At 50.8% G+C, this 21,256-nt stretch carries 23 protein-coding genes, 1 pseudogene, 1 riboswitch and 1 other annotated feature; of the genes and pseudogenes, 8 read left to right on the top strand and 16 right to left on the bottom strand.

Annotated elements, in window-relative coordinates; genetic code table 11:
- Window positions 1–18 precede the first annotated feature (18 nt).
- Together V5G20_RS22620 and V5G20_RS22625 are read right to left on the bottom strand one after the other, a co-directional pair.
- Window positions 19–204, bottom strand: coding sequence for a hypothetical protein (locus tag V5G20_RS22620; RefSeq protein WP_003391551.1), 186 nt, complete (start codon window positions 202–204; stop codon window positions 19–21).
- A 20-nt stretch (window positions 205–224) separates the two neighbouring features.
- Complete coding sequence (locus V5G20_RS22625) at window positions 225–455, bottom strand: YneF family protein (protein WP_003391547.1); 231 nt, start codon at window positions 453–455, stop codon at window positions 225–227.
- A gap of 150 nt (window positions 456–605) precedes the next feature.
- Between V5G20_RS22625 and V5G20_RS22630 the strand changes: the two genes are divergently transcribed.
- A complete protein-coding gene (locus tag V5G20_RS22630; RefSeq protein WP_122957792.1) occupies window positions 606–1,352 on the top strand; it encodes an N-acetylmuramoyl-L-alanine amidase family protein in 747 nt (248 codons plus the stop codon).
- Window positions 1,353–1,368: 16 nt separating this feature from the next.
- Window positions 1,369–1,719: a hypothetical protein gene (locus V5G20_RS22635; protein WP_243014771.1), complete on the top strand. Its 351-nt coding sequence runs from the start codon at window positions 1,369–1,371 to the stop codon at window positions 1,717–1,719.
- A 1-nt stretch (window position 1,720) separates the two neighbouring features.
- On the opposite strand, the gene V5G20_RS22640 is transcribed toward V5G20_RS22635, so the two are convergent.
- Window positions 1,721–2,548 carry a metallophosphoesterase gene (locus V5G20_RS22640; protein ID WP_003391542.1) on the bottom strand — a complete coding sequence of 276 codons (828 nt, stop codon included), beginning with the start codon at window positions 2,546–2,548 and terminating at the stop codon, window positions 1,721–1,723.
- Window positions 2,549–2,726: 178 nt separating this feature from the next.
- Here V5G20_RS22640 and V5G20_RS22645 point away from each other — a divergent pair, with 178 nt between their 5' ends.
- Complete coding sequence (locus V5G20_RS22645; protein WP_024985259.1) at window positions 2,727–4,172, top strand: IS1182 family transposase; 1,446 nt, start codon at window positions 2,727–2,729, stop codon at window positions 4,170–4,172.
- 69 nt (window positions 4,173–4,241) lie between these two features.
- On the opposite strand, the gene V5G20_RS22650 is transcribed toward V5G20_RS22645, so the two are convergent.
- From V5G20_RS22650 to V5G20_RS22675, 6 genes are all read right to left on the bottom strand, one after another.
- The gene (locus tag V5G20_RS22650; RefSeq protein ID WP_003391540.1) at window positions 4,242–4,871 is read right to left on the bottom strand and encodes a response regulator; all 630 of its coding nucleotides are present in this window, start codon (window positions 4,869–4,871) and stop codon (window positions 4,242–4,244) included.
- Window positions 4,868–5,989: a HAMP domain-containing sensor histidine kinase gene (locus V5G20_RS22655; protein WP_003391538.1), complete on the bottom strand. Its 1,122-nt coding sequence runs from the start codon at window positions 5,987–5,989 to the stop codon at window positions 4,868–4,870. Before V5G20_RS22655 ends, V5G20_RS22650 begins: the two co-directional genes overlap by 4 nt.
- A gap of 13 nt (window positions 5,990–6,002) precedes the next feature.
- Window positions 6,003–6,878, bottom strand: coding sequence for a cell wall-active antibiotics response protein LiaF (liaF, locus tag V5G20_RS22660; RefSeq protein ID WP_024984704.1), 876 nt, complete (start codon window positions 6,876–6,878; stop codon window positions 6,003–6,005).
- 30 nt (window positions 6,879–6,908) lie between these two features.
- On the bottom strand, window positions 6,909–7,472 hold the full coding sequence (locus tag V5G20_RS22665) for a class I SAM-dependent methyltransferase (RefSeq protein WP_024984705.1): 564 nt from the start codon (window positions 7,470–7,472) through the stop codon (window positions 6,909–6,911).
- Between the two features lie 90 nt (window positions 7,473–7,562).
- Window positions 7,563–8,258 (bottom strand): PspA/IM30 family protein, encoded by a 696-nt coding sequence (locus tag V5G20_RS22670; protein WP_338462307.1) that lies wholly within the window; start codon window positions 8,256–8,258, stop codon window positions 7,563–7,565.
- An 87-nt stretch (window positions 8,259–8,345) separates the two neighbouring features.
- Complete coding sequence (locus V5G20_RS22675) at window positions 8,346–8,756, bottom strand: LiaF transmembrane domain-containing protein (RefSeq protein WP_003391529.1); 411 nt, start codon at window positions 8,754–8,756, stop codon at window positions 8,346–8,348.
- Between the two features lie 378 nt (window positions 8,757–9,134).
- A riboswitch (cyclic di-AMP (ydaO/yuaA leader) is annotated at window positions 9,135–9,273 on the top strand.
- 5 nt (window positions 9,274–9,278) lie between these two features.
- Between V5G20_RS22675 and V5G20_RS22680 the strand changes: the two are divergent.
- The 3 genes and pseudogenes from V5G20_RS22680 to V5G20_RS22690 form a co-directional block, all read left to right on the top strand.
- Window positions 9,279–9,788, top strand: a pseudogene (locus tag V5G20_RS22680) (C40 family peptidase); the annotation flags it as partial.
- Between the two features lie 380 nt (window positions 9,789–10,168).
- Window positions 10,169–10,888 (top strand): response regulator transcription factor, encoded by a 720-nt coding sequence (locus V5G20_RS22685; protein WP_024984708.1) that lies wholly within the window; start codon window positions 10,169–10,171, stop codon window positions 10,886–10,888.
- Window positions 10,889–12,259, top strand: a complete 1,371-nt coding sequence (locus V5G20_RS22690; RefSeq protein ID WP_003391524.1) for a sensor histidine kinase — start codon at window positions 10,889–10,891, stop codon at window positions 12,257–12,259. It begins immediately after the preceding gene.
- A 211-nt stretch (window positions 12,260–12,470) separates the two neighbouring features.
- Here the strand turns inward: V5G20_RS22690 and V5G20_RS22695 are convergent.
- The 4 genes from V5G20_RS22695 to V5G20_RS22710 form a co-directional block, all read right to left on the bottom strand.
- Window positions 12,471–13,819, bottom strand: a protein-coding gene (locus V5G20_RS22695) for an IS3 family transposase (RefSeq protein ID WP_155808037.1) whose coding sequence is annotated in 2 segments (ribosomal slippage) — window positions 12,471–13,375 and window positions 13,375–13,819 — 1,350 coding nt in all. Because the reading frame shifts where the segments join, the coding sequence is not laid out codon by codon here.
- Window positions 13,820–13,906: 87 nt separating this feature from the next.
- On the bottom strand, window positions 13,907–15,256 hold the full coding sequence (locus V5G20_RS22700; protein ID WP_024984709.1) for a cytochrome P450: 1,350 nt from the start codon (window positions 15,254–15,256) through the stop codon (window positions 13,907–13,909).
- A 244-nt stretch (window positions 15,257–15,500) separates the two neighbouring features.
- Window positions 15,501–16,064 carry a biotin transporter BioY gene (locus tag V5G20_RS22705; RefSeq protein WP_003391520.1) on the bottom strand — a complete coding sequence of 188 codons (564 nt, stop codon included), beginning with the start codon at window positions 16,062–16,064 and terminating at the stop codon, window positions 15,501–15,503.
- Between the two features lie 82 nt (window positions 16,065–16,146).
- Window positions 16,147–16,704, bottom strand: coding sequence for a hypothetical protein (locus tag V5G20_RS22710; RefSeq protein ID WP_003391518.1), 558 nt, complete (start codon window positions 16,702–16,704; stop codon window positions 16,147–16,149).
- 175 nt (window positions 16,705–16,879) lie between these two features.
- Between V5G20_RS22710 and V5G20_RS22715 the strand changes: the two genes are divergently transcribed.
- Window positions 16,880–18,112, top strand: coding sequence for an aminopeptidase (locus V5G20_RS22715; RefSeq protein ID WP_003391515.1), 1,233 nt, complete (start codon window positions 16,880–16,882; stop codon window positions 18,110–18,112).
- 1 nt (window position 18,113) lies between these two features.
- Window positions 18,114–18,419 (top strand): hypothetical protein, encoded by a 306-nt coding sequence (locus V5G20_RS22720; RefSeq protein WP_003391512.1) that lies wholly within the window; start codon window positions 18,114–18,116, stop codon window positions 18,417–18,419.
- A 156-nt stretch (window positions 18,420–18,575) separates the two neighbouring features.
- Here V5G20_RS22720 and yhfH read toward each other — a convergent pair whose 3' ends face one another.
- From yhfH to V5G20_RS22735, 3 genes are all read right to left on the bottom strand, one after another.
- Window positions 18,576–18,737: a protein YhfH gene (yhfH, locus tag V5G20_RS22725; protein WP_003391510.1), complete on the bottom strand. Its 162-nt coding sequence runs from the start codon at window positions 18,735–18,737 to the stop codon at window positions 18,576–18,578.
- 211 nt (window positions 18,738–18,948) lie between these two features.
- A complete protein-coding gene (gene ilvA / locus V5G20_RS22730; RefSeq protein ID WP_327956938.1) occupies window positions 18,949–20,196 on the bottom strand; it encodes a threonine ammonia-lyase IlvA in 1,248 nt (415 codons plus the stop codon).
- Window positions 20,197–20,289: 93 nt separating this feature from the next.
- Window positions 20,290–20,555 (bottom strand) — a binding site (T-box leader).
- 322 nt (window positions 20,556–20,877) lie between these two features.
- Window positions 20,878–21,219 (bottom strand): hypothetical protein, encoded by a 342-nt coding sequence (locus V5G20_RS22735; protein WP_003391505.1) that lies wholly within the window; start codon window positions 21,217–21,219, stop codon window positions 20,878–20,880.
- Window positions 21,220–21,256 lie beyond the last annotated feature (37 nt).

Below are 21,256 nucleotides of genomic sequence, written 5' to 3' on the forward strand. Positions count from 1 at the left end.
CTGTCAGCTCTTTTACGGCTACTCATTTTTCCCCTTGCGCTGCTTTAGGCGCAAGATGATGCCGTCAATCAACAAACCAAGCCCCGCTCCGTAAAAAGGAAAAGCAAAGCGAACTCCTTCACTGATCGGAAGCCCTTTTAAATAAACAACGACGACGCCGACAATGAAGCCGATCATCGTATAACGCAGACGGGTCGGACCCATGTCGACATCCCCTTTGCCAATTACTTGCCAAACTTTTTAGGCATCTTCATGTTTTTCATGTTGCGGCTCATTTGCTTCAGTTGTTTTTGATTCAGGTTAACGCCCATGGAACGAGCCATCGCTTGTAATTGTTTGTCATCCATCTGCATATTTTCCACCTGCTTGCGCAGATAGTACGTGCCGCCGAAAAATCCTCCGGCAAGGCCGATAATCAATGTCACGATCGGGATTACCCAGTTGTACCAAGCCATCAATACATTACCATCCTCTTTTGGGAATTAAATCTCTCCTATTGTACCACAACTGCGTGCTCTGTACATCGCCGCCCGGGGAAAATGAGCGAACTGTCCTTCGGCATGTTCGCACCTTTTCGCATATGCTGAAACAGGAGGTGACTTTATATGACCCCCATTTTGGTGATAGACCCGGGGCATGGCGGGATCGATCCGGGCGGCGGCTCCAATCAGCTCTTTACAGAAAAAGAGAAAAATTTGCAGATTTCCCTTTACCAATACTCGAGATTTCAGACCCTGAACATTCCTGTTGCCATCACCCGAACCGGCGATACCACCCTGACGAGCGATGATCGCGCCACTCTGGTCAGAAACAGCGGTGCCCGCTATTGTATCTCCAACCACGTCAATGCCGGTGGAGGACGGGGTGCGGAGGTTATTTACTCGATTTACTCCTCCCCTACATTTCCCCGTCTGATCCTCGATGACCTGGAAGCAGAAGGGATGCCGGGCCGCCGCATCTTTACCCGCACACTCCCCAACAACCCGAGCAAAGACTACTACTTCATGCACCGGGAGACCGGCAGTGTGGAGACAGTGATTATCGAATACGGCTTCGCCGACAATCCGCTGGATGCGGAAAAATTGGACCGGGATTGGCGAGAGCTCGCAGAGGGCGTGGTCCGTTCCTTTTGCGAATACACCAACCGTCCATACAAGCCGCCAACCCAGACAAATCCAGGAGACGGAGGAGGAGCAAACGTGCCTGAATGGAAGCAAGAAGCGATAGATTGGATGTTTAAAGAAGGCTTGCTTACAAACGAAGATTGGCGCCATGAGCCGGATAAACCGCTGCCTCTGTGGGCGGAAGCGGTCATCCTGAAACGGCTGTTCGAAAAATTGCGCACACCTTGAGCAAGGAGGGATTCTGATGGGTTTTGACCTCGGTCTGATCATTGCGCTGGCTTTGGCCGCCGCTGCAAGCATGTCGGATTTTCTCCGCATACCAAAAAAGCTGCGCGGTTGGGTCGCCATGGTGCTCATCCTCGGTCTTTACATGGTCAATCAATGGATCTACAGCCCCGGATTCGACTGGCGGATTGCCTTGCTGGAAGGCGGGACGGCTGCTCTGGCCGCTGTCGGCATCCACTCGACTGCCAAAAATACGATGCAGCAGGTCACCTTGCTCCGCAAGCGAAACGCTCAAAGCAGCCCCCCGGCAAAGGAGCAGGGGGAGACAGCCGCCTCACCCGGGTCAACTTCAGCCGATTGGAGAGTGTGACTCATCCAAACTCGGCCAAATAGCGTGTCAACGGCGTTTCTGCCAAGCCTGAGTAGTTTTCACGTGCTGGTACGCTCACAATCTCGTCCTCCGGGAAGCGATAGGCGGTAAGCATCCCTCCAAACACGCATCCCTGGTCGATATTGAGCGTGCCATTCTTTCTTTCCGGCTCGGGACGAGGATCATGTCCCCAGACGATAAGCGGCTCGGCTTTTACCCGTTCGGCTGCCCAATCCCTGCGGATCGGTCTCCCGTCGGCCCCTGTCCCGGCTACATCTCCGTACCGACAATAGCTTTGGATGGAAGGCGATTCTTTTCCGATGTAATCATCGCGTATCCCCGCGTGAACCGCTACGAGGACAAGCCGCCCCTGGTAGTGCACCATCATGTGCGAAGGGGAGGAAAACAGGAGTCTCCTGCTCTGCTCCTTTAATTGGTCGGCCCTCCTGGCCCCGTACTCCCGTTCGAATATTTGAAACTCGTCTGCTACCTTCTCGTCACCGTGCGCCAGCATGACAGGGCGTCCATCCAGCCAGCGGGCAATTTTCCACCCGTGGTTGCTGTCCACCATCTCCGCCAGGCCCGCTGCCACATGCCGGATGAAAAACTGCAGCATCTTGATCGATTGTGGCCCGCGGCTTGTAATGTCTCCGAGAGAAAGGAGCTTCCGGCCTTCAGGATGCCGGTGGGTCCCGTCGTGGCAACGTTCGTACCCCAAGCGCTGCAAGAGCTCTATAAACTCGTCGTAACAAGCATGGACATCGCCGACAATGTCGACACCCTGATCGGCAGCCATCACCCTGGAGCGTGTACGCGGTTTGTGCCTCATAGCCCGTTCTCCTTTCCGCATCATCTACATTCTATGATTGCCAAATTCAAGCAAAAAAACTCACCCAGAGGGTGAGTCAGCCTGTAGACAAAGTTCCGTAAGGAACAGGGTCTGCAGGCTTTTTTGTTGAATATAGAACATGTTACGTTTTCAAAAGTTATTTTTTAGAGGTGGCATTATGCTTAATAAGCAAGAGGCCGAAGGGCGTTATCAGATATCTGCATTCTCGCTAGATGAGTTGGTGCCAGAAGATCATCTCGTAAGAAAAATTGAAAATGCAATCGACTTTTCGTTCATCTATGACTTGGTGGAAAGCCTCTACTGTCATGACAATGGCAGACCCAGTGTTGACCCTGTAGTCTTAGTTAAAATTGCTTTCATCCAATATATTTTTGGAATTCGTTCCATGCGACAAACGATTAAAGAGATCGAAACCAATGTTGCCTATCGGTGGTTTATTGGCTATGATTTCAGTCAGCCCATTCCCCATTTCACGACCCTAGGCAAGAACTATGTTCGCCGTTTTCGGGATACTCAACTCTTCGAGTCGATCTTCCTTCGAATATTGGAGGAGGCGGTTCATCATGGATTCGTGAAGCCTGATGTGCTTTTCATTGATGCTACGCATGTAAAAGCCAGTGCGAATAAGCATAAATACGTGAAAGAAATCGTTGAAGAACAAGCGAAGAAATATCAAGAGCTGCTGGACGAAGAAATCAATCAGGATCGTATTGCACATGGAAAGAAGCCCCTTGAAAAAAAGACAGAAACTTCGAAGAAGGAGGTGAAAGTCAGCACAACTGACCCGGATTGCGGATTGTTTGTAAAAGGGGAAAAGGAACGTGTATTTGCTTATAGTTTTCATACAGCATGTGATCGAAATGGATTTGTGCTTGGTGCCAAGGTAACGCCAGGCAATGTGCATGACAGTCAGGTTTTTGAGGATGTTTTGAATCAAGTGCGAAAGACGTTTGCACAGCCTCAAGCTGTGGCAGTGGACTCGGGATACAAGACGCCTTACATCAGTAAAACACTCCTTGATGACCAGATTCGCCCCGTTATGCCCTACACAAGACCACGCACCAAAGAAGGTTTTTTTAAAAAGCACGAATATGTGTATGATGAATATTTCGACTGCTACATCTGCCCGAACGAGCAAATCTTAACATATGAGACAACAAACAAGGATGGGTACCGTATCTATCGATCAAATTCTCAAGTTTGCCGAAGTTGTCCGTTCTTGAAACAATGCACGGAAAGTAAAGACTACACAAAGAGAGTGAGTCGCCACATCTGGGCTGATTACCTCGAAGAGGTAGACCACCTCCGGCATACCGAGGAAAACAAACAAATCTATAGCAAACGGAAAGAAACGATTGAACGTGTATTCGCTGATATGAAGGAAAAGCATGGCATGCGTTGGACGACCTTACGAGGACTGGAGAAGGTCACGATGCAGGCGATGCTTGTTTTCGCTGCCATGAACTTGAAAAAAATGGCGACCTGGCTATGGAAATCAGGTCGCCAAAAGGTGAACGATCAAAACACCTTCGGTATTTTCATCAAATTATTAAACAAACTCCCTCTGCTGTTCGTTCAGCGAGGGAGTTTGTCTGCAACCTGACTCACCCAGAGGGTGAGTCCGAATTAGCGGAAAACGGGATAGCTATGGAAATGAGGAGCAGGGCAGCAGCTAGTCCAGATGATGCGTATGTACGTAGATGGCCGCCTGTGTACGGTCCTCGACGCCCAGCTTAGACAGGATGTTGCTGACGTGGGTCTTTACGGTCTTGATGCCGATGATCAGTTCGTCCGCAATCTCCTGGTTGGACTTGCCTTGGCCGATCAGCTTCAATACTTCCAGCTCGCGCGGCGTCAACTGTTCATGCGGCTGCGCTTCTTGTCCATGACGGAAGCGGGCCATGATTTTGCCGGCGACGCGAGACTCCAGGACCGGCTCGCCTGCGGCTGCCGCCCGGATCGCCCGGGCAATTTCGGCTGCACGCGAGGTTTTCAAGAGATAACTGAACGCTCCTGCCTCAATGACGGGATATACCTTTTCATCATCAATGAAGCTGGTCAAGACGATGACTTTGCTAGCGGGGCAGGTTTCACGTACCCGCCTGGTCGCTTCCACGCCGCCGATCCCCTCCATCACGAGGTCCATCAAAACCACGTCCGGCTGCAGCTCGACAGCCAGCTTCACTCCTTCTTCACCGCTGGATGCTTCGGCTACTACTTCAATGTCGTCTTCAGTAGACAGATAAGCAGCCAATCCCATTCGCACCATTTCATGATCGTCCACGAGCAATACGCGTATCATGTCAGCTCTCTCCCTTCCATTTCCGCTTGCAGCATGATCGGGATGCGCACCTCGATCTGCGTCCCTTTTCCGACTGCCGAGTAAATATCCAGCGAGCCGCCGAGCTCTGCCACCCGCTCCCGCATGCTTCTCAATCCGTACGAAGTCAGCTTCTCTCCCTCCGGATCAAAGCCGACGCCATCGTCTACGATGCGCAGCCTGACTTGCCCCTTCAGCGTAAACAGCTTGACCGCGATGTGGTTGGCACGGGCATGCCGGAGCGTGTTGGAGAGTGATTCCTGCAAAATGCGGAACAGATGGTCCTCGATTCCGCTCGGCAGGTTGTCCACTTCTTCGATCTCCCAGCTAATTTCCATCGCATTTTTGCGGGTCAGCTCTTCCAGCAGATCTTCAATGGCTTCCTTCAGTGCCTTGTTCTGCAAAGTCGCCGGGCGGAGGTGCAGCAGGAGCGCCCTCATCTCCGCCTGCGCAGCCGCGGCCATTTCTTCCACCAGCTCGATCTGCTGGGCAGCTCGCTGCGGATTTTTTTCGATCAGTCTTTTTAAGGCTGCAGTGGTCATCGCGATGGCAAACAACTGCTGGCTGACCGCGTCGTGCAGCTCGCGGGCCAGTCGCTGCCGCTCTTCGGTGACCGCTGTATGCTTCAATTGTTCCGCCAAAGCGGCGTTGTGATTGGACAGCCGTTGCAGGGAAGCGACCTGTTCTTCCCACTGGGCCGCCAGACGGTTCAGCTGCCAGCCCAGTTCACCGATCTCGTCCTCGCCCAGCTCAGGGACGCGCGAAGACAATATGCCGCGCCCCAGGCTGGTGGCTGCCTCCCAAAGCACCTGCAGTCTCTTTTTCAGCAAATTCCCGAAAATGTAGCCTCCGACCAACCCGACGACACTTGCTGTCAGGATCGCGAATGCAAACGAGGCCAGTTGTGTTTTCCAATCCAGCTTCTCCGGCAAATAGAGATGCAGGTAGGTCGCAAGCCATCTCGTGACGTCCGGGTCCCCGGCCACCACGAAATACAGAATCAAACTGCACAAAAAGGAGGCGGTAACCGCTCCTACGGCCAGCAGCAAACCGTAGCGCACGTACTGCCATTGGATACTTGCCAACCGCTGTCGTCGCATTTGTCAGTACCCCCTAAATGTACTTGACTTTAACATCGCCGACGAGCAGCGAAATCTGTACATGGATTTTTTGCGCTTCCTGTTCGTACTGTTCGGAGCGGATCATCACGCTGCGATTGATGCCCCCCTGCCTATGGCCAAACACTTCCAGATCGCCGATGCGCACCTCCGCAGATACGGCTACTGGCATGTCTACCGGAACGTAAATAGTGACGTCCCCCACCCAACCGTCGACTATCAGAAACGCTTCATCATCCATCAGCATCGCCCGGGACAGATCTATGACAACATTCCCGACTCCGTGCCAGATATGCAACTGGCTTAGCTCAAAGCGGCCGGATGTCAAGTGAAAATCACCGATCAGCGAACTGCGGGAATCTTTGGGCGACAAAATGCTGCCAGGGCCCGCGGATGAAGCAGTCCATCTGCTTCTTTCCGTTCCAAATGGATTGCGGTATCCCGCTTTCTGTCTCCAATGCCCTGATTGTTTGCCTGTTGCCGTATCTTCCGCTGAAGCAAAATTCGGATCAGCATCGGCTGCTTCGGCAGCCTCCGGTATTGTCGGCCGGATTCCTTTGTCAGCCGAACGCCCACGGATCAGCCGAAATCCAAAGTAAATGAACAAAAGCGGGATTACAAGCTGGAACAGATCATCCATGCCGATATGAAGCCACATGTCCAAAGCAATCATGATGCCGAGCCCGGCCAGCAGGCCTCCCCGAACACGCTTGTGATTTCCCCACATCTGTACGCCGAAATACACGAGAACCATCGGCCACAAATCAAAGAGGCCAAACGTGATTATATGCAAGCTGTCAAGAAAAAGGCCAATTCCTGTCAAAATGATCAAGACACCGACCGTCATTTTTTGTAAGCGGGACAATTTCACAAAGGTCTCCTCTCTTACGCCCCATGTCGGCTAATTTCCTACACTTCCGTCACGGCAAGTATAAATAAACGCAGGCGGAATATTCAACGGCGTAAATGTGGTTTCTACCCGCTGAAAGCGCGTCTGCAGCTCAGCTTTCAGTTGGAGGGAGTATTGAAACGTGATGAACAGGCCACCCGGAGCAAGGGCAGACTGGACTTCATCCAAGATCCCCGTCCGCAATTCCGCGGGAAAGTTGGCAAACGGAAGTCCGGAGATAATGGCATCAGCCTTGCCAATCCCGGCCTTACTCATGTACTCTTGCAGCTTCAGTGCCTCATCCCACATCGTGATGCCGGGAAATCGGCGAGTCAGCATTTCGCGAAACAACGGATCTCTCTCCACCAAAATGTATTTGGTATCGAGCCTTTTTTTCTTTAGAATGCTTTCCGTAAAGGCGCCTGTTCCAGGCCCCAGTTCTATAATCACGTCAGACTGATTCCAGTCCACGCTGCACAGCATCTTTTCGCATAAAAAACGAGAGCTGGGAATGATGCTTCCTACACGTCCTGGCTCCGCAAAAAATCGACGTAAAAAGACCATAAAGTCTGCCAAGGATAGAACCTCCTAGGGGAAAAGCAGCCTGCTTGGACAGGCTGCCTGGTTGCCACTTCCTATTCTACACGAGATGCCTGATTCCTGTCGTTACTCCTGAACTTTCGCAGGCTCGGCATCCTTTTTGCTTTGCAAAGACGCTTTGATTTGGGCCAGCTCCTCATCCAGATCATTCTTTTCAAGGGACTCGAGAGCTTGCTCCAAACCAGCGCTGGTCTGGCGCCACTGGCCGCTCAGATTGGCTTCCGCTTCCATCCGCAGCACTTTTTCTTCCATCCGGGAAAAGCCTTTGCCGGCAGATTGATTGCCCATGCCGACAATTGCATGGTTCACTTGTTTTTGCGTTTTCGCTACTTGCGCTCTTGCCATCAGAGTGAATTTTTTCGCTCTCATTTTATAAAATTCTTCTTTCAGCTCGGTCAGCTTCTCGCGCATTTGCTGAGCGGCTTCCGATGCTGTCAGATAAAGGGCTTCGTATTCCTGGGCACGCAGCTCGTATTGCTTCTTGTCGGCCAAAGCCCGGCGCGCGAGCAGGTCTTCCCCTTCGGTCAGCGCCAGCTTTACTTGACGATCGCGTTTTTCCGCAAGCGCCACTGCCTCTTCCCATTGCTGGTGGAATTTCTTCTCCAGGGCCACTTGCTTGGCTACTGCCACTTCTACTTGTCCGATCTCCACTTCCATGTCACGCATGTACTGATTGAGCATAACCACCGGATCTTCCATTGAATCCAAAGCGTCATTCACAGAAGCCACCGTCAAGTCACGCAGTCGTTTAAAAATACCCATTTTTTAGTCCTCCTTATCATATCACAAGAAATTTGATTGTCATGTACCTTGCACTTTTCAGGTTTGTTTCATCACTTGTCATCGATATCAAGGTTGTTGCTTCTTGGCCATTCTGTGCTCCCAGCCGTCCAGAGCATCCTCTTTCAATACCTGCCTTGCCCACTGCCGCTCCCATACTGTCGGCATGGAATCATGCGTCTTGTCACTGCGGCGGATAAAGCGGTACCCGAGGTAAATCACTCCGATAGCCAGTACGACATTGAACAGTAAATGCAGCTTGCCGATCAACATTAACAGCCCGAACAGAAAGACCAGTATCCCCCAGAAGCGGGAACCGGAGCTGCCAATCACTTTACGGGCTCCGTATAACATGATCAGCCCGGGGATCAGCACACCGAGGAAATCGCCGCCGTCGATACCGAGTTGGTCCAATAAGACAAACCCTCCGGTCAGCAGCAATGCGAGTCCAAGGAGCACCTTGCCAGACCGCTCACTCATGAAATGCTTCCCTCCAATCGACTATTTGTTGGTGTGTCAACCTTATGCCTTTATTCTAGACGGGGCGAGTGTTCGACATAACGGGCGAGCGGTTGGTTTTTGCCTCCGTCCCTGGACGGATAAAGTGTCGTCCCCCAATCGGACAAGGATCCCTCTTGATTGGATTCAGCCCTTTTCCGGCGCAGGGCGAGCCGTCATGGAGAAGAAAAGTCCGACACATGGTTTCCATTACATATAGAAGAAAAATGTCGTTTGCACGGTACTGACGAAACGTTACAGCTTATGACAAAATATTGTGACGAAATCGTGAACAAACAAGGGTAGAAAAAGGAAAAGTGGGACAAGTGTTGAATTGTGTGGAGGTGCGTGTAAAAAAATATCGAAAAATAGCCGAGTTCCGCTATGCGGAAACGGGGGACCCACTATCTTTGGGGTGAATGGCTGCGCTCTCGCAGTCTAGGGCATTCCTTTCGACCGAACCCTTCAGCTAACCTCGTAGGCTCAGGAGAGGAGCAGTATCTTTTGCGCAAGACAGTAGTTTCTTTGCTTATTGCCGGATTGCTTGCAATGGGTACCGGTGCGGCGCATGCTCAGGAGGGAACCCCCCTGATGACTGTCGTCAATGATCTGTACGGTGTCCCTTACAAGTCTTCCGGAACCACGAAAAAAGGCTTTGACTGCTCCGGTTTTACACGCTATGTGTTTGATGCGCTAGGTGTAGATTTGCCTCACAATTCTTCTTCTCAGTATCAAGTCGGCCAACCGGTTAGCCGCAAAGATTTGCAGCCCGGCGACCTCGTCTTCTTCAAGACGAATGGAAGAAGCATTTCCCACGTAGGAATCTACATCGGCAATGACACGTTTGTGCACTCGGAATCTGGCAGAGGCGTCGTCAATACCAAATTGAGCGACCCCTATTACTGGAGCAAACGCTATGTAGGAGCCAAGCGAATCGCTGCTCCGGCACTCCAGGCGAAAGCCACCGACACTCCTCCAGCCAAGAAAGCGGTACAAGCGGCTTCCTTGCCTGAAGCACAACCAGAACAACAAGCGAAAGCGCCCGAGGCAGCTCAACCAGAGCAACAGCCTGGGCAGCAGGCAGCAGCTGCAGCTGAGACACCAGTTGAGACACATACAGTGCCACAGCCGGAACAACAGCCGGAAGCGCAGCCTAGCAAGTAAGTGCAAGCACAAAAATGAAAGCCAGGGACGTTAGGTCTCTGGCTTTTTCTGACGAAATTTAGTACCTGGTGTCAATAGGAAGTAACACCCGCTATTCTTCATTATATGTCCTTTTTCCTGCCGGAACACGCTGGTAACGTTTGGTTTCTTTGTCCTTCACCAGTCAAACCGTGTTATGATAGGAGAGAATACAAATATTCAGGAGATTTGAGGTTACTGGGGGAGTACCTGTGAAAGACCATATTTTGCTTGTAGACGACAATCAGGAAATCATAGAGCTTCTTGAAGATATTTTGGAAAACGAAGGGTATGAGGTCACTTTTTCAGAGAGCGGGGAGCATGCCCTTACTTTGTTGAAGCAAGGCTTGAAGCCCAATTTGATTCTTTTGGACATCATGATGCCGAATATGAGCGGCTATGAGCTGTGCTCGCAAATTCGCCGCGAATCGGACCTGCCGATCCTGTTTCTCAGTGCGAAAGGAAAAGCGGTCGACAAAGTCGTCGGTTTTGAAATCGGCGCCGATGACTATATCACGAAGCCATTCGACACGGAAGAGCTGCTCGCCCGCATCCGGGCGCATCTGAGAAGGTACGAGCGGATTCGCAAGCATACCGAAGAGCACAGCGAAAAGGACCCATCCGGCTCCTCCATTACCGTTTTGAAATTTAAAGGACTGGAAATCCACAAGGAAACGTACTCGGTGTATGTAAATGAAGAAAAAATTGACCTTTCCACCAAAGAATTTCAGTTGCTCACCTTTCTGGCCGAAAATGCCGGCATTGTGTTTACCCGCGAACAAATTTACGACCGGGTATGGGGATACGGCTACGGCTCCCTCAATACTGTGACGGTTCATATCAAAAATTTGCGGGAAAAGCTGGAACGGGAGCGGCAGTACATCAAAACGCAGTGGGGGACGGGTTACGTTTTCATCGGGGAGAAGGTGTAGATGAGCATCCGCAACAAGCTGTTCCTCTCGTTCTTCGCACTGATTGCGCTGAACCTGTTCGTTTTCAAGTTTGTCTTCGAGGATATTATTGTCGTTCAACTGAAAACGGATCGCCACAATCAATATCGCTATGAAAAGGAAACGGCTGAAAAGGTTCGCGTCAATCAGCTGCTCAGCGCCAGCAATTTCAAGGACCCGACAGACCGCAGCGAGTTGGAAAAGCAGTTGCCGGAGGATTTGGTATACAAAATGTTAGTCAAGGACGCCAACGGCAACACGATCTTCATCAAGACATCCCAGGCATACAATTTGAAAAATCCGCCGAGGAAAATAAAAAAGGAAAATACCGATCTGAAGGTTGTGGCGGAATACCATTTTCAACACGAACCGCCGAAAAAAGGCGAAACCATCATCTACTTCTACACAGATGACTCCGATATTATGGCAACAAAAGGGGTCAGCATGATGCTCTGGTACATCTACGGGAGCATTGCCCTGGTCGGACTTGTCCTGCTCGGCTTCTTCGTCCGCTGGATTCACCGGCCGGTAAACGAGCTGTCCCGCGTAACGCAGGAAATTCGCGAAGGAAAACGGCTGGTTTCGTTTACGTACCATTCAGAAGACGAATTTGGCCGTCTGTTTCGCTACTTCTCCGACATGGTCGATCAGCTCCGGTTTTCCGAAGAGCGTCAATCCGAGCTGATTTCCGCGATCGCTCACGATTTCCGGACACCGCTGACAACAATCAAAGGATACGCCTCCTACATCGCCTCAGGGCGGGTAACCGATCTGGAACGGATCAAGAAGCAGATGAAAAAGATCGAACAGAAGACGGACGATCTCGACAAGCTGCTCGACGAACTGCAGGACTTTACCCAGCAAAGTACGGAGCTGAAGCTGAACCTGAGCCGCATCCACGTCAAGAGCTTTGCAAAAGGAATCATTGAGGACTACCTGGTCAAGATCAAGGAATCGGGACTAACACTCCAGTGGAAGCTGCGCATCTCCAATGATCTGTACATCGAGGCGGACGAGACCAAGCTCCGCCGCGTACTGGAAAATCTGTTAAACAACGCCATTTACTACAACAAGCCGAACGGATCGATCCTGCTCACCTGCGACCAGCGGGAGGGGCATGTGCTCTTTTCCGTGATCGACAAGGGTGAAGGCATCTCGCAGGAGGATTTGACCAAAATCTTCACCAAGTTTTACCGCGCGGAAAAATCGCGCAATCGCAACAATGGCGGAACCGGCCTGGGCCTGACGATCTGCCAAAGCATCGTCCAGCGGCACGGCGGTTCGATTTCCGTCAGCAGCGAGCTGGGGAGGGGGAGCTCTTTTTCCTTTACGATCCCCTTTTTCCAATCTTAATTTATATAGATTTATTCTCAGTTAATATATCCTTTATAATTGTCTGGTAGATTATCTTGTATAGCATGTTGCTTTCAGTGATAAATAACCCCAGTTCGGTATCTAACACCTTAGCGGAAATTGCAAAAATGGTGGGCAGATGCCTTTTTTTTATGCAAAAAGACACGAACCGTCAATGAAGTGACCCCAAAAAGTTAGACAGTCATTTTAATTAAGCAGCAAGTAAGGTTTGAGTTCGGTATTGCACTGGACTCAAGCCTTTTAATTTTGCCTTGATTCGTTTGTTGTTGTAGTAATCGATGTATTTTGCTAACTCTTGTTTAAAATGTTCAATGTTTTCAAACTCCTGCATATATAAAAATTCCGATTTTAAGATACCAAAGAAGTTCTCCATTACAGCATTGTCATAACAGTTTCCTTTTCGTGACATACTCTGCGTAATGTTCTTTTCTTTTAATGCCTGTTGGTACTTGCTCATTTGGTAATGCCAGCCTTGATCCGAGTGAATAAGCAGCTCGTCTTCATCTGTTAGTCGTTTAAAAGCTTGGTCCAGCATCGTTGAAACAAGAGAATACCTTGGTTTTGAATCAATCGTATAGGCGACAATTTCTCCGTTAAATAAATCTAACATTGGCGATAAATAAAGCTTTTCGCCAAATAATTTAAACTCCGTAATATCCGTTACCCACTTCTGATTTGGCTTGTCTGCGTGGAAGTTGCGATCCAAAATATTCGGCGCCACCTTTCCAACTTCCCCTTTATAGGAGCGATATTTTTTCATCCGAACCATGCTTTTTAAGCCTAACTGTTTCATCAATCGCTGTACTTTTTTATGGTTTACCTGATGTCCTAGATTCTTGAGTTCATCCTTAATACGACGGTATCCGTAGCGTCCTTTATGTTCATGGTAAATCGCCTGAATTAATGTTTTTAATTCAGCATGTTTATCTGGACGGCTGAAAGTTTTTACATAGTAATAATACGTACTTCGTGGAATACCCGCGAGTTTAAGTAGCGCTTTTATAGGAAATTCGGTCCTTAGTTCAAATACTACTTGCGCTTTGTCTTGCTTTGTAATTTTTCCTTGCTTTGAACTAAGGCATTCAACTTTTTTAAGTAAGCATTCTCCATGCGTAAACGCTCTAATTCTTCCTGCAGTGCCTCGACTGATCCTTCAACAGGTGTTCCTTTCTTGTGTCTCTTCTTCATGGCTGGACGCCCCTTTTTCTTTGAAATGAGAGCGTCTATTCCTTGTGATTGAAATTGCATTCTCCATTTTCGAATCAATCCAGGAGAGGTGATTCGAAAAATGGCGGCTGTTTCATTCGGAGACGTCCCATAAGTATTCATATAATTGAGTACGTCTAGTTTAAACTGTACCGAGTAACTTGTATAGGATTTTACAAAGGCTTTTTCACCCTGATGCTCGTACTGCAACACCCAGTTTCTCACCATATAGTCAGATGCACCAATGGACGCTGCGATCGAAGCATAACTCTCCACACCTTCTAAGTATCGTTGAACCGCAGCTAACTTAACATCCCCACTAAATTTAGTCATAAAAAAACTGCACCCCCAACTGTTGAATATGTCCAACAATTGGGGTGCAGTTCATCAATGGTCCGTGTCTTTTTCTGTGCCCTTTCGTTATTGCGACCGCGCCTCCAGCCTCATCATCAGACCGCCTTTCGGGCGAAGGGTGACAAGCGGCTCCGCTTCCACGGGCTTGCCCGGGTCGGCGAGCTGAAAGCGATACTTCTGTGCGAACGTAGCGAGCAGCAGCGCGGCTTCCATCAGGGCAAAGTTGTTCCCGATACAGATGCGCGGACCTCCGCCAAACGGAAAGTAGGCGTATTGCGGGATACGCTTCAGCAAGTCCCCCTCAAACCGTTCCGGGATGAAATCCTCCGGCCTGTCGTAGTACTTCTCGCTTCTGTGCATGACGTACTGGCTCATCATGAGCGTATCTCCGGGCTTGTACGTATGCCCCCCGATCTCTACTTCTTCGGCGACTTCCCGGTTGATCGTCCAAGCCGCCGGGTACAAGCGCAGCGTTTCGCTGATAATCTGGTTTACATACTTCAGATTCGGAATATCCTCTACCGTGGGCAGCCGTCCTCCCAACACCGCGTCCAGCTCGGCCCAGAGCTTTTTTTCCGCCTCAGGGTTGGTCGCCAGCAGATACCAGATCCAGGACATCGTGTTGGCTGTCGTCTCATGGCCTGCGACAAAGATGGTCATGACTTCGTCTCTTACCTGCTCATCCGTCATTCCTTTGCCGTCATCCTCATCTCTTGCCGCCAGCAGCATCGCCAATAGGTCAGTGCGCCCCTGATCTCCTTCACGGCGGCGCTCTTCGATGATGTTGTAAATCGTCTTGTCGAGCAGCTCGGCTGACTCGCGGAACTGCCGGTTGCTTGAGGTCGGAACGGTGAGCGGAATGTCGATGAAGGACGACGCTTTCGTCGAGACGTATTTCAGGCCCACATCGATGGCCCGGGCGATCTGGTCAGCGCCTTCCTTGAGACCTTTGCCAAACATCGTCTCTGTGATAATCGCCAGCGTCACTTTCATCATGTCTTCATGCACATCGCGTACATCTCCTGCTTTCCAGTCATCCATCAAGCTTATCGCCTGCTGGACCATGGACTCGCCGTAGGTCGCGATCCGCTCGCGGTGGAATGCCGGCTGCATCAGCCTGCGCTGGCGTATGTGCTTCTGTCCTTCGCTGGTGAGGATGCCGTCACCGACGACCGCCCGGGCGACCTGCAAGCCTTTTCCTTTGCGAAAATGGGCCTGCTTGCTCACCAGAATTTCCTTGATCATGTCCGGATTGCTGATCAAATACACATGCCGCGAGGGGCCAAAGCGAAAGTGGGCCACATCGCCGTGTTCTTTCGCAGCTTCGCGCAGGAAGCGGAGCGGGTCCCGGCGAAAGGCGAGCAGGTTGCCCGAGATCGGCAGTCCTTTTGGGCCAGGTATGGTGGTTATATTCACGATCATTCCCCCATTCTCAGTCGTGTTTTTCCCAATACTGTTTGTAGTATCCAACCAGTCTGGCCGTTTATACCATGAGTGCCATGTCTGAGAGAAATGACTGTCGATGCTGTTGTCGGAGGAGGTCTCGCAACCACCGAGGACACGGACAATGGACTGAACTGCCGTAAACCATCAAAATGTGGATACAAGGATTCGGGCAATAAAAAAAATCGCCCGAACTCGGCGAGCGATTTGGATTGTTTCAGGATAGCGGTCTGCTGTGTGCCTGAAGCAGATTTGAGGATACGAGCCGCTCTCGCACCTTGATGCCGATCCAGGCAGCCAGGACGGCTTTGACGACACCTACCAGCAGGAATGGTACGGCTCCTCCGGCAAAAGCCTTGTCCCACGGAATGTCCAGAACGTACTTGAGCTGGACCGACCCGAAGATGAGCGTAATAATCATGCCGACAATATTGGCGACCAGAGCCCATGTAAAGGTAAAACGCGTTTTTTCGAGAATGAGACCAGTGGCAAAAGCAGTAAAAATAAAGCCAAAAATGTAACCGCCGGTTTTGTCCACCAATACCTGTGGTCCACCGCTAGCACCTGAGAATACAGGAAGGCCTACTGCACCCAGCAGGACGTAGATGAGAATCGCTACGGTCCCCCACCTGCTCCCCAGAATCGTCGCGGTAAAGCCGACAGCCAGCGTCTGACCCGTAATCGGAATAAGCGGCAGCGGAATCGTAATTTGCGAAAAGACAGCCGTTACAGCGGCAAAGATGGCCGAAAGCACCAGCCATTTCAATCGTTCGTTTCTCATGATAGCCTCCATTTTGTCAACTTAAAAATAAAGTGCGTTAACAAAATGATACTGCCTGTTTTTCTGCTTGTAAACAGTTACTTCACGATCTTTTCGCAAGGACGGCATGCAGTTGTGTGAGCGATGCGATTGTATGATCCACCAAGCCGCGGAGATCCTCGATGTTGCCCTCGTCGATTTTGCGATGAAAGTCGAGTGTGATCTGGTTTTCGTACTGTTTGGGCGGCCAGTGGAGCTGATACTCGTCCAGCTTGGCTTTAATGGTTTGCGTTATGTACGGCCGATTCCCCCAGATATCATTCAGCATCTGTGCTACGGCTTCTGTCTCCCGCTGCACATCGGTGACTGTCATGAAAAAATGGATGCAGATCGTACAGCCGATATGCTCTGTCAAAGGCTGCTCCAGCTGTTCGGCCGCAATATCGGCAAGCGACGTACGCAGCTGCATCTGGGCGAAGACACCCTTTGCCTCCCCGAATTCGTCTGCCAGCCGAAAATCGATCTGAAACTGCCTGTGGAACGTCGCCAGATCCATGGTGTCCGAACGCCCGATAATCGTGATGCTGCCTTCAAAGTCCCTGTCGTACACGGCTCCTTCCAGCACCACTTTGATATTGTCAAAAACAAGCGGGTGAAACATGTCCGCTCCTCCTTTTCCCTTGCACCTCTTTCTCCATAGAGTGCCCCTAAATTCTTTTCATTGCAAGCGAAGTCTCAAGTTCAAGAGCATGCCAGCTTTACGCTCTGTTATAATAAGCTCATTCATCACTGCGATCCCTGAAAAAGAGAATCCGTTGTTGTGAGGAGGTTTTTTCATGAATGCATTCGATACCATGCTGGACCGGTATGCGTCATTGGCGGTAAAAGTCGGCGTAAATGTGCAGCCTGGACAGACTCTGGTGATCACCGCTTCCCTTTCCTCCGCCGATCTGGTGCGAAAAATTGCACGAAAAGCGTACGAAGCAGGGGCAAAAGACGTACATATGGAATGGCGCGATGACGAGCTGACACGGATGAAGTACGATCTCGCACCGGACGAGGCCTTTCATGAGTATCCGCTGTGGAAAGCAAAAGGGATGGAAACGATGGCAGAAGAAGGGGCGGCCTTTCTCAGCATCATCGATTCCGATCCGAATCTGTTGAAGGGCGTTCACCCCGAGCGTCTGGCTGCCGCGAAAAAGTCAGCCGGTCAAGCGTTAAACAAATTCCGCAGCTATACGATGAGCGATCAGGTGAGCTGGTCCGTGATCGCCGCACCGAACCCTGCCTGGGCGGCGATGGTCTTCCCCGACCTTCCCGAGCAGCAGCGAATCGTGGCGCTCTGGCAGGCCATTTTCCGCGCTACCCGCGTCGATCAGGACGATCCGGTTCAGGCCTGGAGAGAACATCAGGAGAATCTGAACCAAAGAGTCGAATATCTCAATGCGAAGCAGTACCACGCCCTGCACTACAAGGCGCCGGGTACCGACCTGACGATCGAACTGCCGACATCTCACATCTGGATCGGCGGAGGCGGCGTAAACGCCAAAGGGGTCCCCTTCATGGCCAATATGCCGACAGAAGAGGTTTTCACCGCTCCGAAGAAGACGGGCGTTTCCGGTGTCGTACGCAGCACGAAGCCGCTCAGCTACAACGGAAATCTGATCGAGAATTTTTCGCTCACCTTTGAAAACGGTCGGATTGTCGATTTCTCTGCGGAAACGGGCTATGAAGTATTGCAGCAGCTGATCGAGATGGACGAAGGCTCCCATTATCTCGGGGAAGTCGCCTTGGTTCCGCATCAGTCTCCGATTTCCCAGTCAAATATGATCTTCTTCTCCACGCTCTTTGACGAAAACGCCTCCAACCACCTCGCGATCGGGAATGCCTACCCCGTCTGCATCGAGGGAGGAACCAGCCTGTCGCCTGAGGAGCTGGACAGGCGAGGCATCAACACCAGCCTGGCTCATGTCGATTTCATGATTGGATCAGATGAAATGGACATCGACGGTATTGCTGCCGACGGTACGAGAGAGCCTCTGTTCCGCGGCGGCAACTGGGCCTTCTAGCATGTTTTTAATCGGAATATTGGTCGTAGTCGCGATCGTGGCAGAAATTTTCCACCGGTTGAATCCGTGGAAAAAGCCGGAGCCGCCCTACGAAGAGCTTATCGAAAAGATCAAGCAGGCTGACTGGTACCAGGAGCTGTGGCAGGATGAAGCGTGCCGCCACGTGCTGGAAACTGATCCTCACGTACTCGCTTATTACTCGGGAACGTATGAAGCAAAACGGCTGCTCGAAAATCGCGGTTTTCAGCTCGGCTTGATCGATTACGTCAAGGAACAGGCAGAAAAAGTCGTTTTGAACAAAAGGTAGCGAAAACGAGAAGACTTGTCTTCCCCAAACCGATTTGAAAAAAAGATGGATAGAGTCGACAGAGACATTTCTCTGCTGCTCTATCCATTTCTTTGCAAGCGCTGAATTCTTTCTATATACATGGCAGTTGCTCCTCATATGCTATCGCGGGGCTGCCTATTTCTTTGTGTGATAATACAGGTATGCATCGTGTGTGGCCTTTTCCTGGCAAGCAAAGCACTCTGTCATATAAGACTCGGCCTGCTCGACCATCGTTTGGCCGCAAGCTGCGCAGCATTTCGATTCGAGATTGCGAAAGAACGTCGTGATTGGCGTCATGACCATAACCCCCCGATTTTGTTCGTTGAGGTTATTGTATTATAACAGCACTTGTTTTATAAAACTTTGTTATAAAACATTATGCTGTATTATCACAGACTTGCTCGCTCTCGCTTCTGTTTGCTCCTGTTTTCTCTGTATTAGCACTTTTTTGACTATTCCTTACTGTATTACAACAATTGTTTGTACCATAATTTCAGGCATCCCGGGCCTAGATCAGCAGATTAAACAGATACGGATCATGGGTAATTTCCACATAGCGGATGCCGTGCTTTTTCATCCGATCGATCAAGGGCTCGTAATCCTCCTGAGACTTCAGTTCGATCCCGACCAGTGCAGGGCCGTTGTCCTTGTTGTTCTTTTTTGTGTACTCAAACCGGGTGATATCGTCATGCGGCCCCAGTACCCCGTCGATGAACTCGCGCAAGGCTCCGGCACGCTGCGGGAAGTTGATGATGAAGTAGTGCTTCAGCCCCTCATACAACAGCGAGCGTTCCTTGATCTCCTGCATCCGGTCGATATCGTTGTTGCCGCCGCTGATGATGCAGACGACGTTTTTCCCTGGGATTTGCTCCCGGTACAGATCAAGAGCCGCAATCGGCAGGGCTCCGGCTGGTTCCACGACGATGGCATTTTCATTGTACATCTCCAAAATAGACGTGCAGACCTTCCCCTCCGGAACAAGCACGATGTCGTCCAGCACTTCCTTGCATATTTCCCGCGTAAGCTGTCCCACCTGCTTGACCGCCGCTCCATCCACGAACTTGTCGATTTCGTCAAGCGTAACCACATCATCGTGGGCCAGCGCTTCTGTCATAGAAGCCGCTCCCGCAGGCTCCACGCCGATGATCCGCGAGGACGGGCTGATTCCTTTTACATACGTTCCCACACCTGCGGCAAGCCCTCCGCCGCCGATGCTCATGAAGACATAATCGACAGGCTCGTCCATGTCGTTCATGATCTCTGCCCCTACCGTCCCCTGTCCGGCCACTACGTACGGATCGTCAAACGGGTGGACGAAGGTCATGCTTTCCTGCAGACAAAATGTCATGGCTTCCGCAAACGAGTCGTCAAACGTGTCTCCGCCCAAGACAACATCCACGTAGTCTCCGCCAAACAGCTTGACCTGTGTTACCTTCTGCCTGGGCGTCGTGGCCGGCATGAAAATCGTGCCGCGAATCTGCAGCAGTTGGCAGGAATAGGCCACACCCTGCGCATGGTTGCCTGCGCTGGCGCAAACGACACCCCTTTGGCGTTCTTCGTCGGACAAATTGCGGATGAGATTGTACGCCCCTCTGATTTTGAAGGAACGGACTACCTGCAAATCCTCTCGTTTCAGATACACATGACAGCCGTACCGTTCCGACAGCCGCTTGTTTAGCTGCAGCGGCGTTTTTGCGATCACATCCTTCAGTACGTGATTGGCAACGATGATATCTTCCATACTTACTGTTTTCATGGTCTTGCTCCTCTCCTGGTGCACACCCTGTTTCTTTTTCGAAAAGAAGAAAGCCCCCGCCGTCGGCCAGCTGTGCAAAAATTGCGCACGACTGGCTGAGGCGAGGGCATCGCGGTACCACTCAGCTTCTCTGTTTCCTTGCGAAAAACAGACTTTGAGAGTCTCCGGTGAAATCTAGAGACTCCGCCGGATAACGGTGGCGGCTTCCGTTGTCCTTTACTCGGATCGCATCCGCGAAACTTTCAAGAACACAGCTCCAAGGTGATTTTCACAGCAAGCTGACGTCCATCCTTTCAGCACAGGGGGATGGCTCTCTGCGCGTCGCCTTTGCTCCTACTCTTCCTTTTCTACGCTTCTTTTCGTCCTTACGTAATATTTTAAATTAGTTAAAAATTATAGATTTTTGTCTGCTCTTTGTCAATAGGATGTGCTTATTTCAAGGGAACAGGTCTATCATGAGTCCGAGCAAAAGGGAGCCACTCAAAAGGGCTCAACTTAGAGGTCGCAACCAGCTTTTTATAAAAAAGCGGAGAATGCTTGCCGCATCCTCCGCCTTCTTGTGCGCTCAGTTGCTTCCGGGGTTTCCCCTCGGTTTGCTTACACTGCCTTGCTATTTGCTTACACTGCTTTGCATCTTGCCTACACCGCTTCGCAATTTGCTTATGCGGCTTCACAATTTGCTTATACGGCTTCGTAAATCGTTTCGTAGCGCTTGCCGATTTCTTCGTCGGTCAGGCCTGCTTCACGCAGACGATTGATCAGAGCGGTCGCCCAGATTTCGCAGCGCTGTGCCATTTTGGCGTACTTCTTGGCTTCCTTGGTCTTGCGCTTGGAACGGTCTTCCCCGTTGGACTTCAGGTTGTCTAGGATGAACAGCATATGCATGGTGTCGTCCTCGCCCAGGCCGGTCCAGTTGTCGTTCAGGAACGCTGTCACCTTTTTATAGTAACCGTCAAACTCTTCAAAGGAAATTTCCGTGTCCATATTCAAGTATTCCTTCATTTTGTCAAACAGCTCTTGCATCCTCCGTCACAACTCCCTCAATTTTCTCTGCCCTATT

Origin of the sequence: Brevibacillus borstelensis, assembly GCF_036700025.1 — a bacterium.
Taxonomy (GTDB): Bacteria; Bacillota; Bacilli; order Brevibacillales; family Brevibacillaceae; genus Brevibacillus; species Brevibacillus borstelensis.

Excerpts from the sequence above, each read along its gene's own strand:
- V5G20_RS22620 (WP_003391551.1), bottom strand. The coding sequence starts at position 204 with ATGGGTCCGACCCGTCTGCGTTATACGATGATCGGCTTCATTGTCGGC.
- V5G20_RS22625 (WP_003391547.1), bottom strand. The coding sequence starts at position 455 with ATGGCTTGGTACAACTGGGTAATCCCGATCGTGACATTGATTATCGGC.
- V5G20_RS22630 (WP_122957792.1), top strand. The coding sequence starts at position 606 with ATGACCCCCATTTTGGTGATAGACCCGGGGCATGGCGGGATCGATCCG.
- V5G20_RS22635 (WP_243014771.1), top strand. The coding sequence starts at position 1,369 with ATGGGTTTTGACCTCGGTCTGATCATTGCGCTGGCTTTGGCCGCCGCT.
- V5G20_RS22640 (WP_003391542.1), bottom strand. The coding sequence starts at position 2,548 with ATGAGGCACAAACCGCGTACACGCTCCAGGGTGATGGCTGCCGATCAG.
- V5G20_RS22645 (WP_024985259.1), top strand. The coding sequence starts at position 2,727 with ATGCTTAATAAGCAAGAGGCCGAAGGGCGTTATCAGATATCTGCATTC.
- V5G20_RS22650 (WP_003391540.1), bottom strand. The coding sequence starts at position 4,871 with ATGATACGCGTATTGCTCGTGGACGATCATGAAATGGTGCGAATGGGA.
- V5G20_RS22655 (WP_003391538.1), bottom strand. The coding sequence starts at position 5,989 with ATGCGACGACAGCGGTTGGCAAGTATCCAATGGCAGTACGTGCGCTAC.
- V5G20_RS22670 (WP_338462307.1), bottom strand. The coding sequence starts at position 8,258 with ATGGGTATTTTTAAACGACTGCGTGACTTGACGGTGGCTTCTGTGAAT.
- V5G20_RS22675 (WP_003391529.1), bottom strand. The coding sequence starts at position 8,756 with ATGAGTGAGCGGTCTGGCAAGGTGCTCCTTGGACTCGCATTGCTGCTG.
- V5G20_RS22690 (WP_003391524.1), top strand. The coding sequence starts at position 10,889 with ATGAGCATCCGCAACAAGCTGTTCCTCTCGTTCTTCGCACTGATTGCG.
- V5G20_RS22705 (WP_003391520.1), bottom strand. The coding sequence starts at position 16,064 with ATGAGAAACGAACGATTGAAATGGCTGGTGCTTTCGGCCATCTTTGCC.
- V5G20_RS22710 (WP_003391518.1), bottom strand. The coding sequence starts at position 16,704 with ATGTTTCACCCGCTTGTTTTTGACAATATCAAAGTGGTGCTGGAAGGA.
- V5G20_RS22715 (WP_003391515.1), top strand. The coding sequence starts at position 16,880 with ATGAATGCATTCGATACCATGCTGGACCGGTATGCGTCATTGGCGGTA.
- V5G20_RS22720 (WP_003391512.1), top strand. The coding sequence starts at position 18,114 with ATGTTTTTAATCGGAATATTGGTCGTAGTCGCGATCGTGGCAGAAATT.
- yhfH (WP_003391510.1), bottom strand. The coding sequence starts at position 18,737 with ATGACGCCAATCACGACGTTCTTTCGCAATCTCGAATCGAAATGCTGC.
- ilvA (WP_327956938.1), bottom strand. The coding sequence starts at position 20,196 with ATGAAAACAGTAAGTATGGAAGATATCATCGTTGCCAATCACGTACTG.
- V5G20_RS22735 (WP_003391505.1), bottom strand. The coding sequence starts at position 21,219 with ATGCAAGAGCTGTTTGACAAAATGAAGGAATACTTGAATATGGACACG.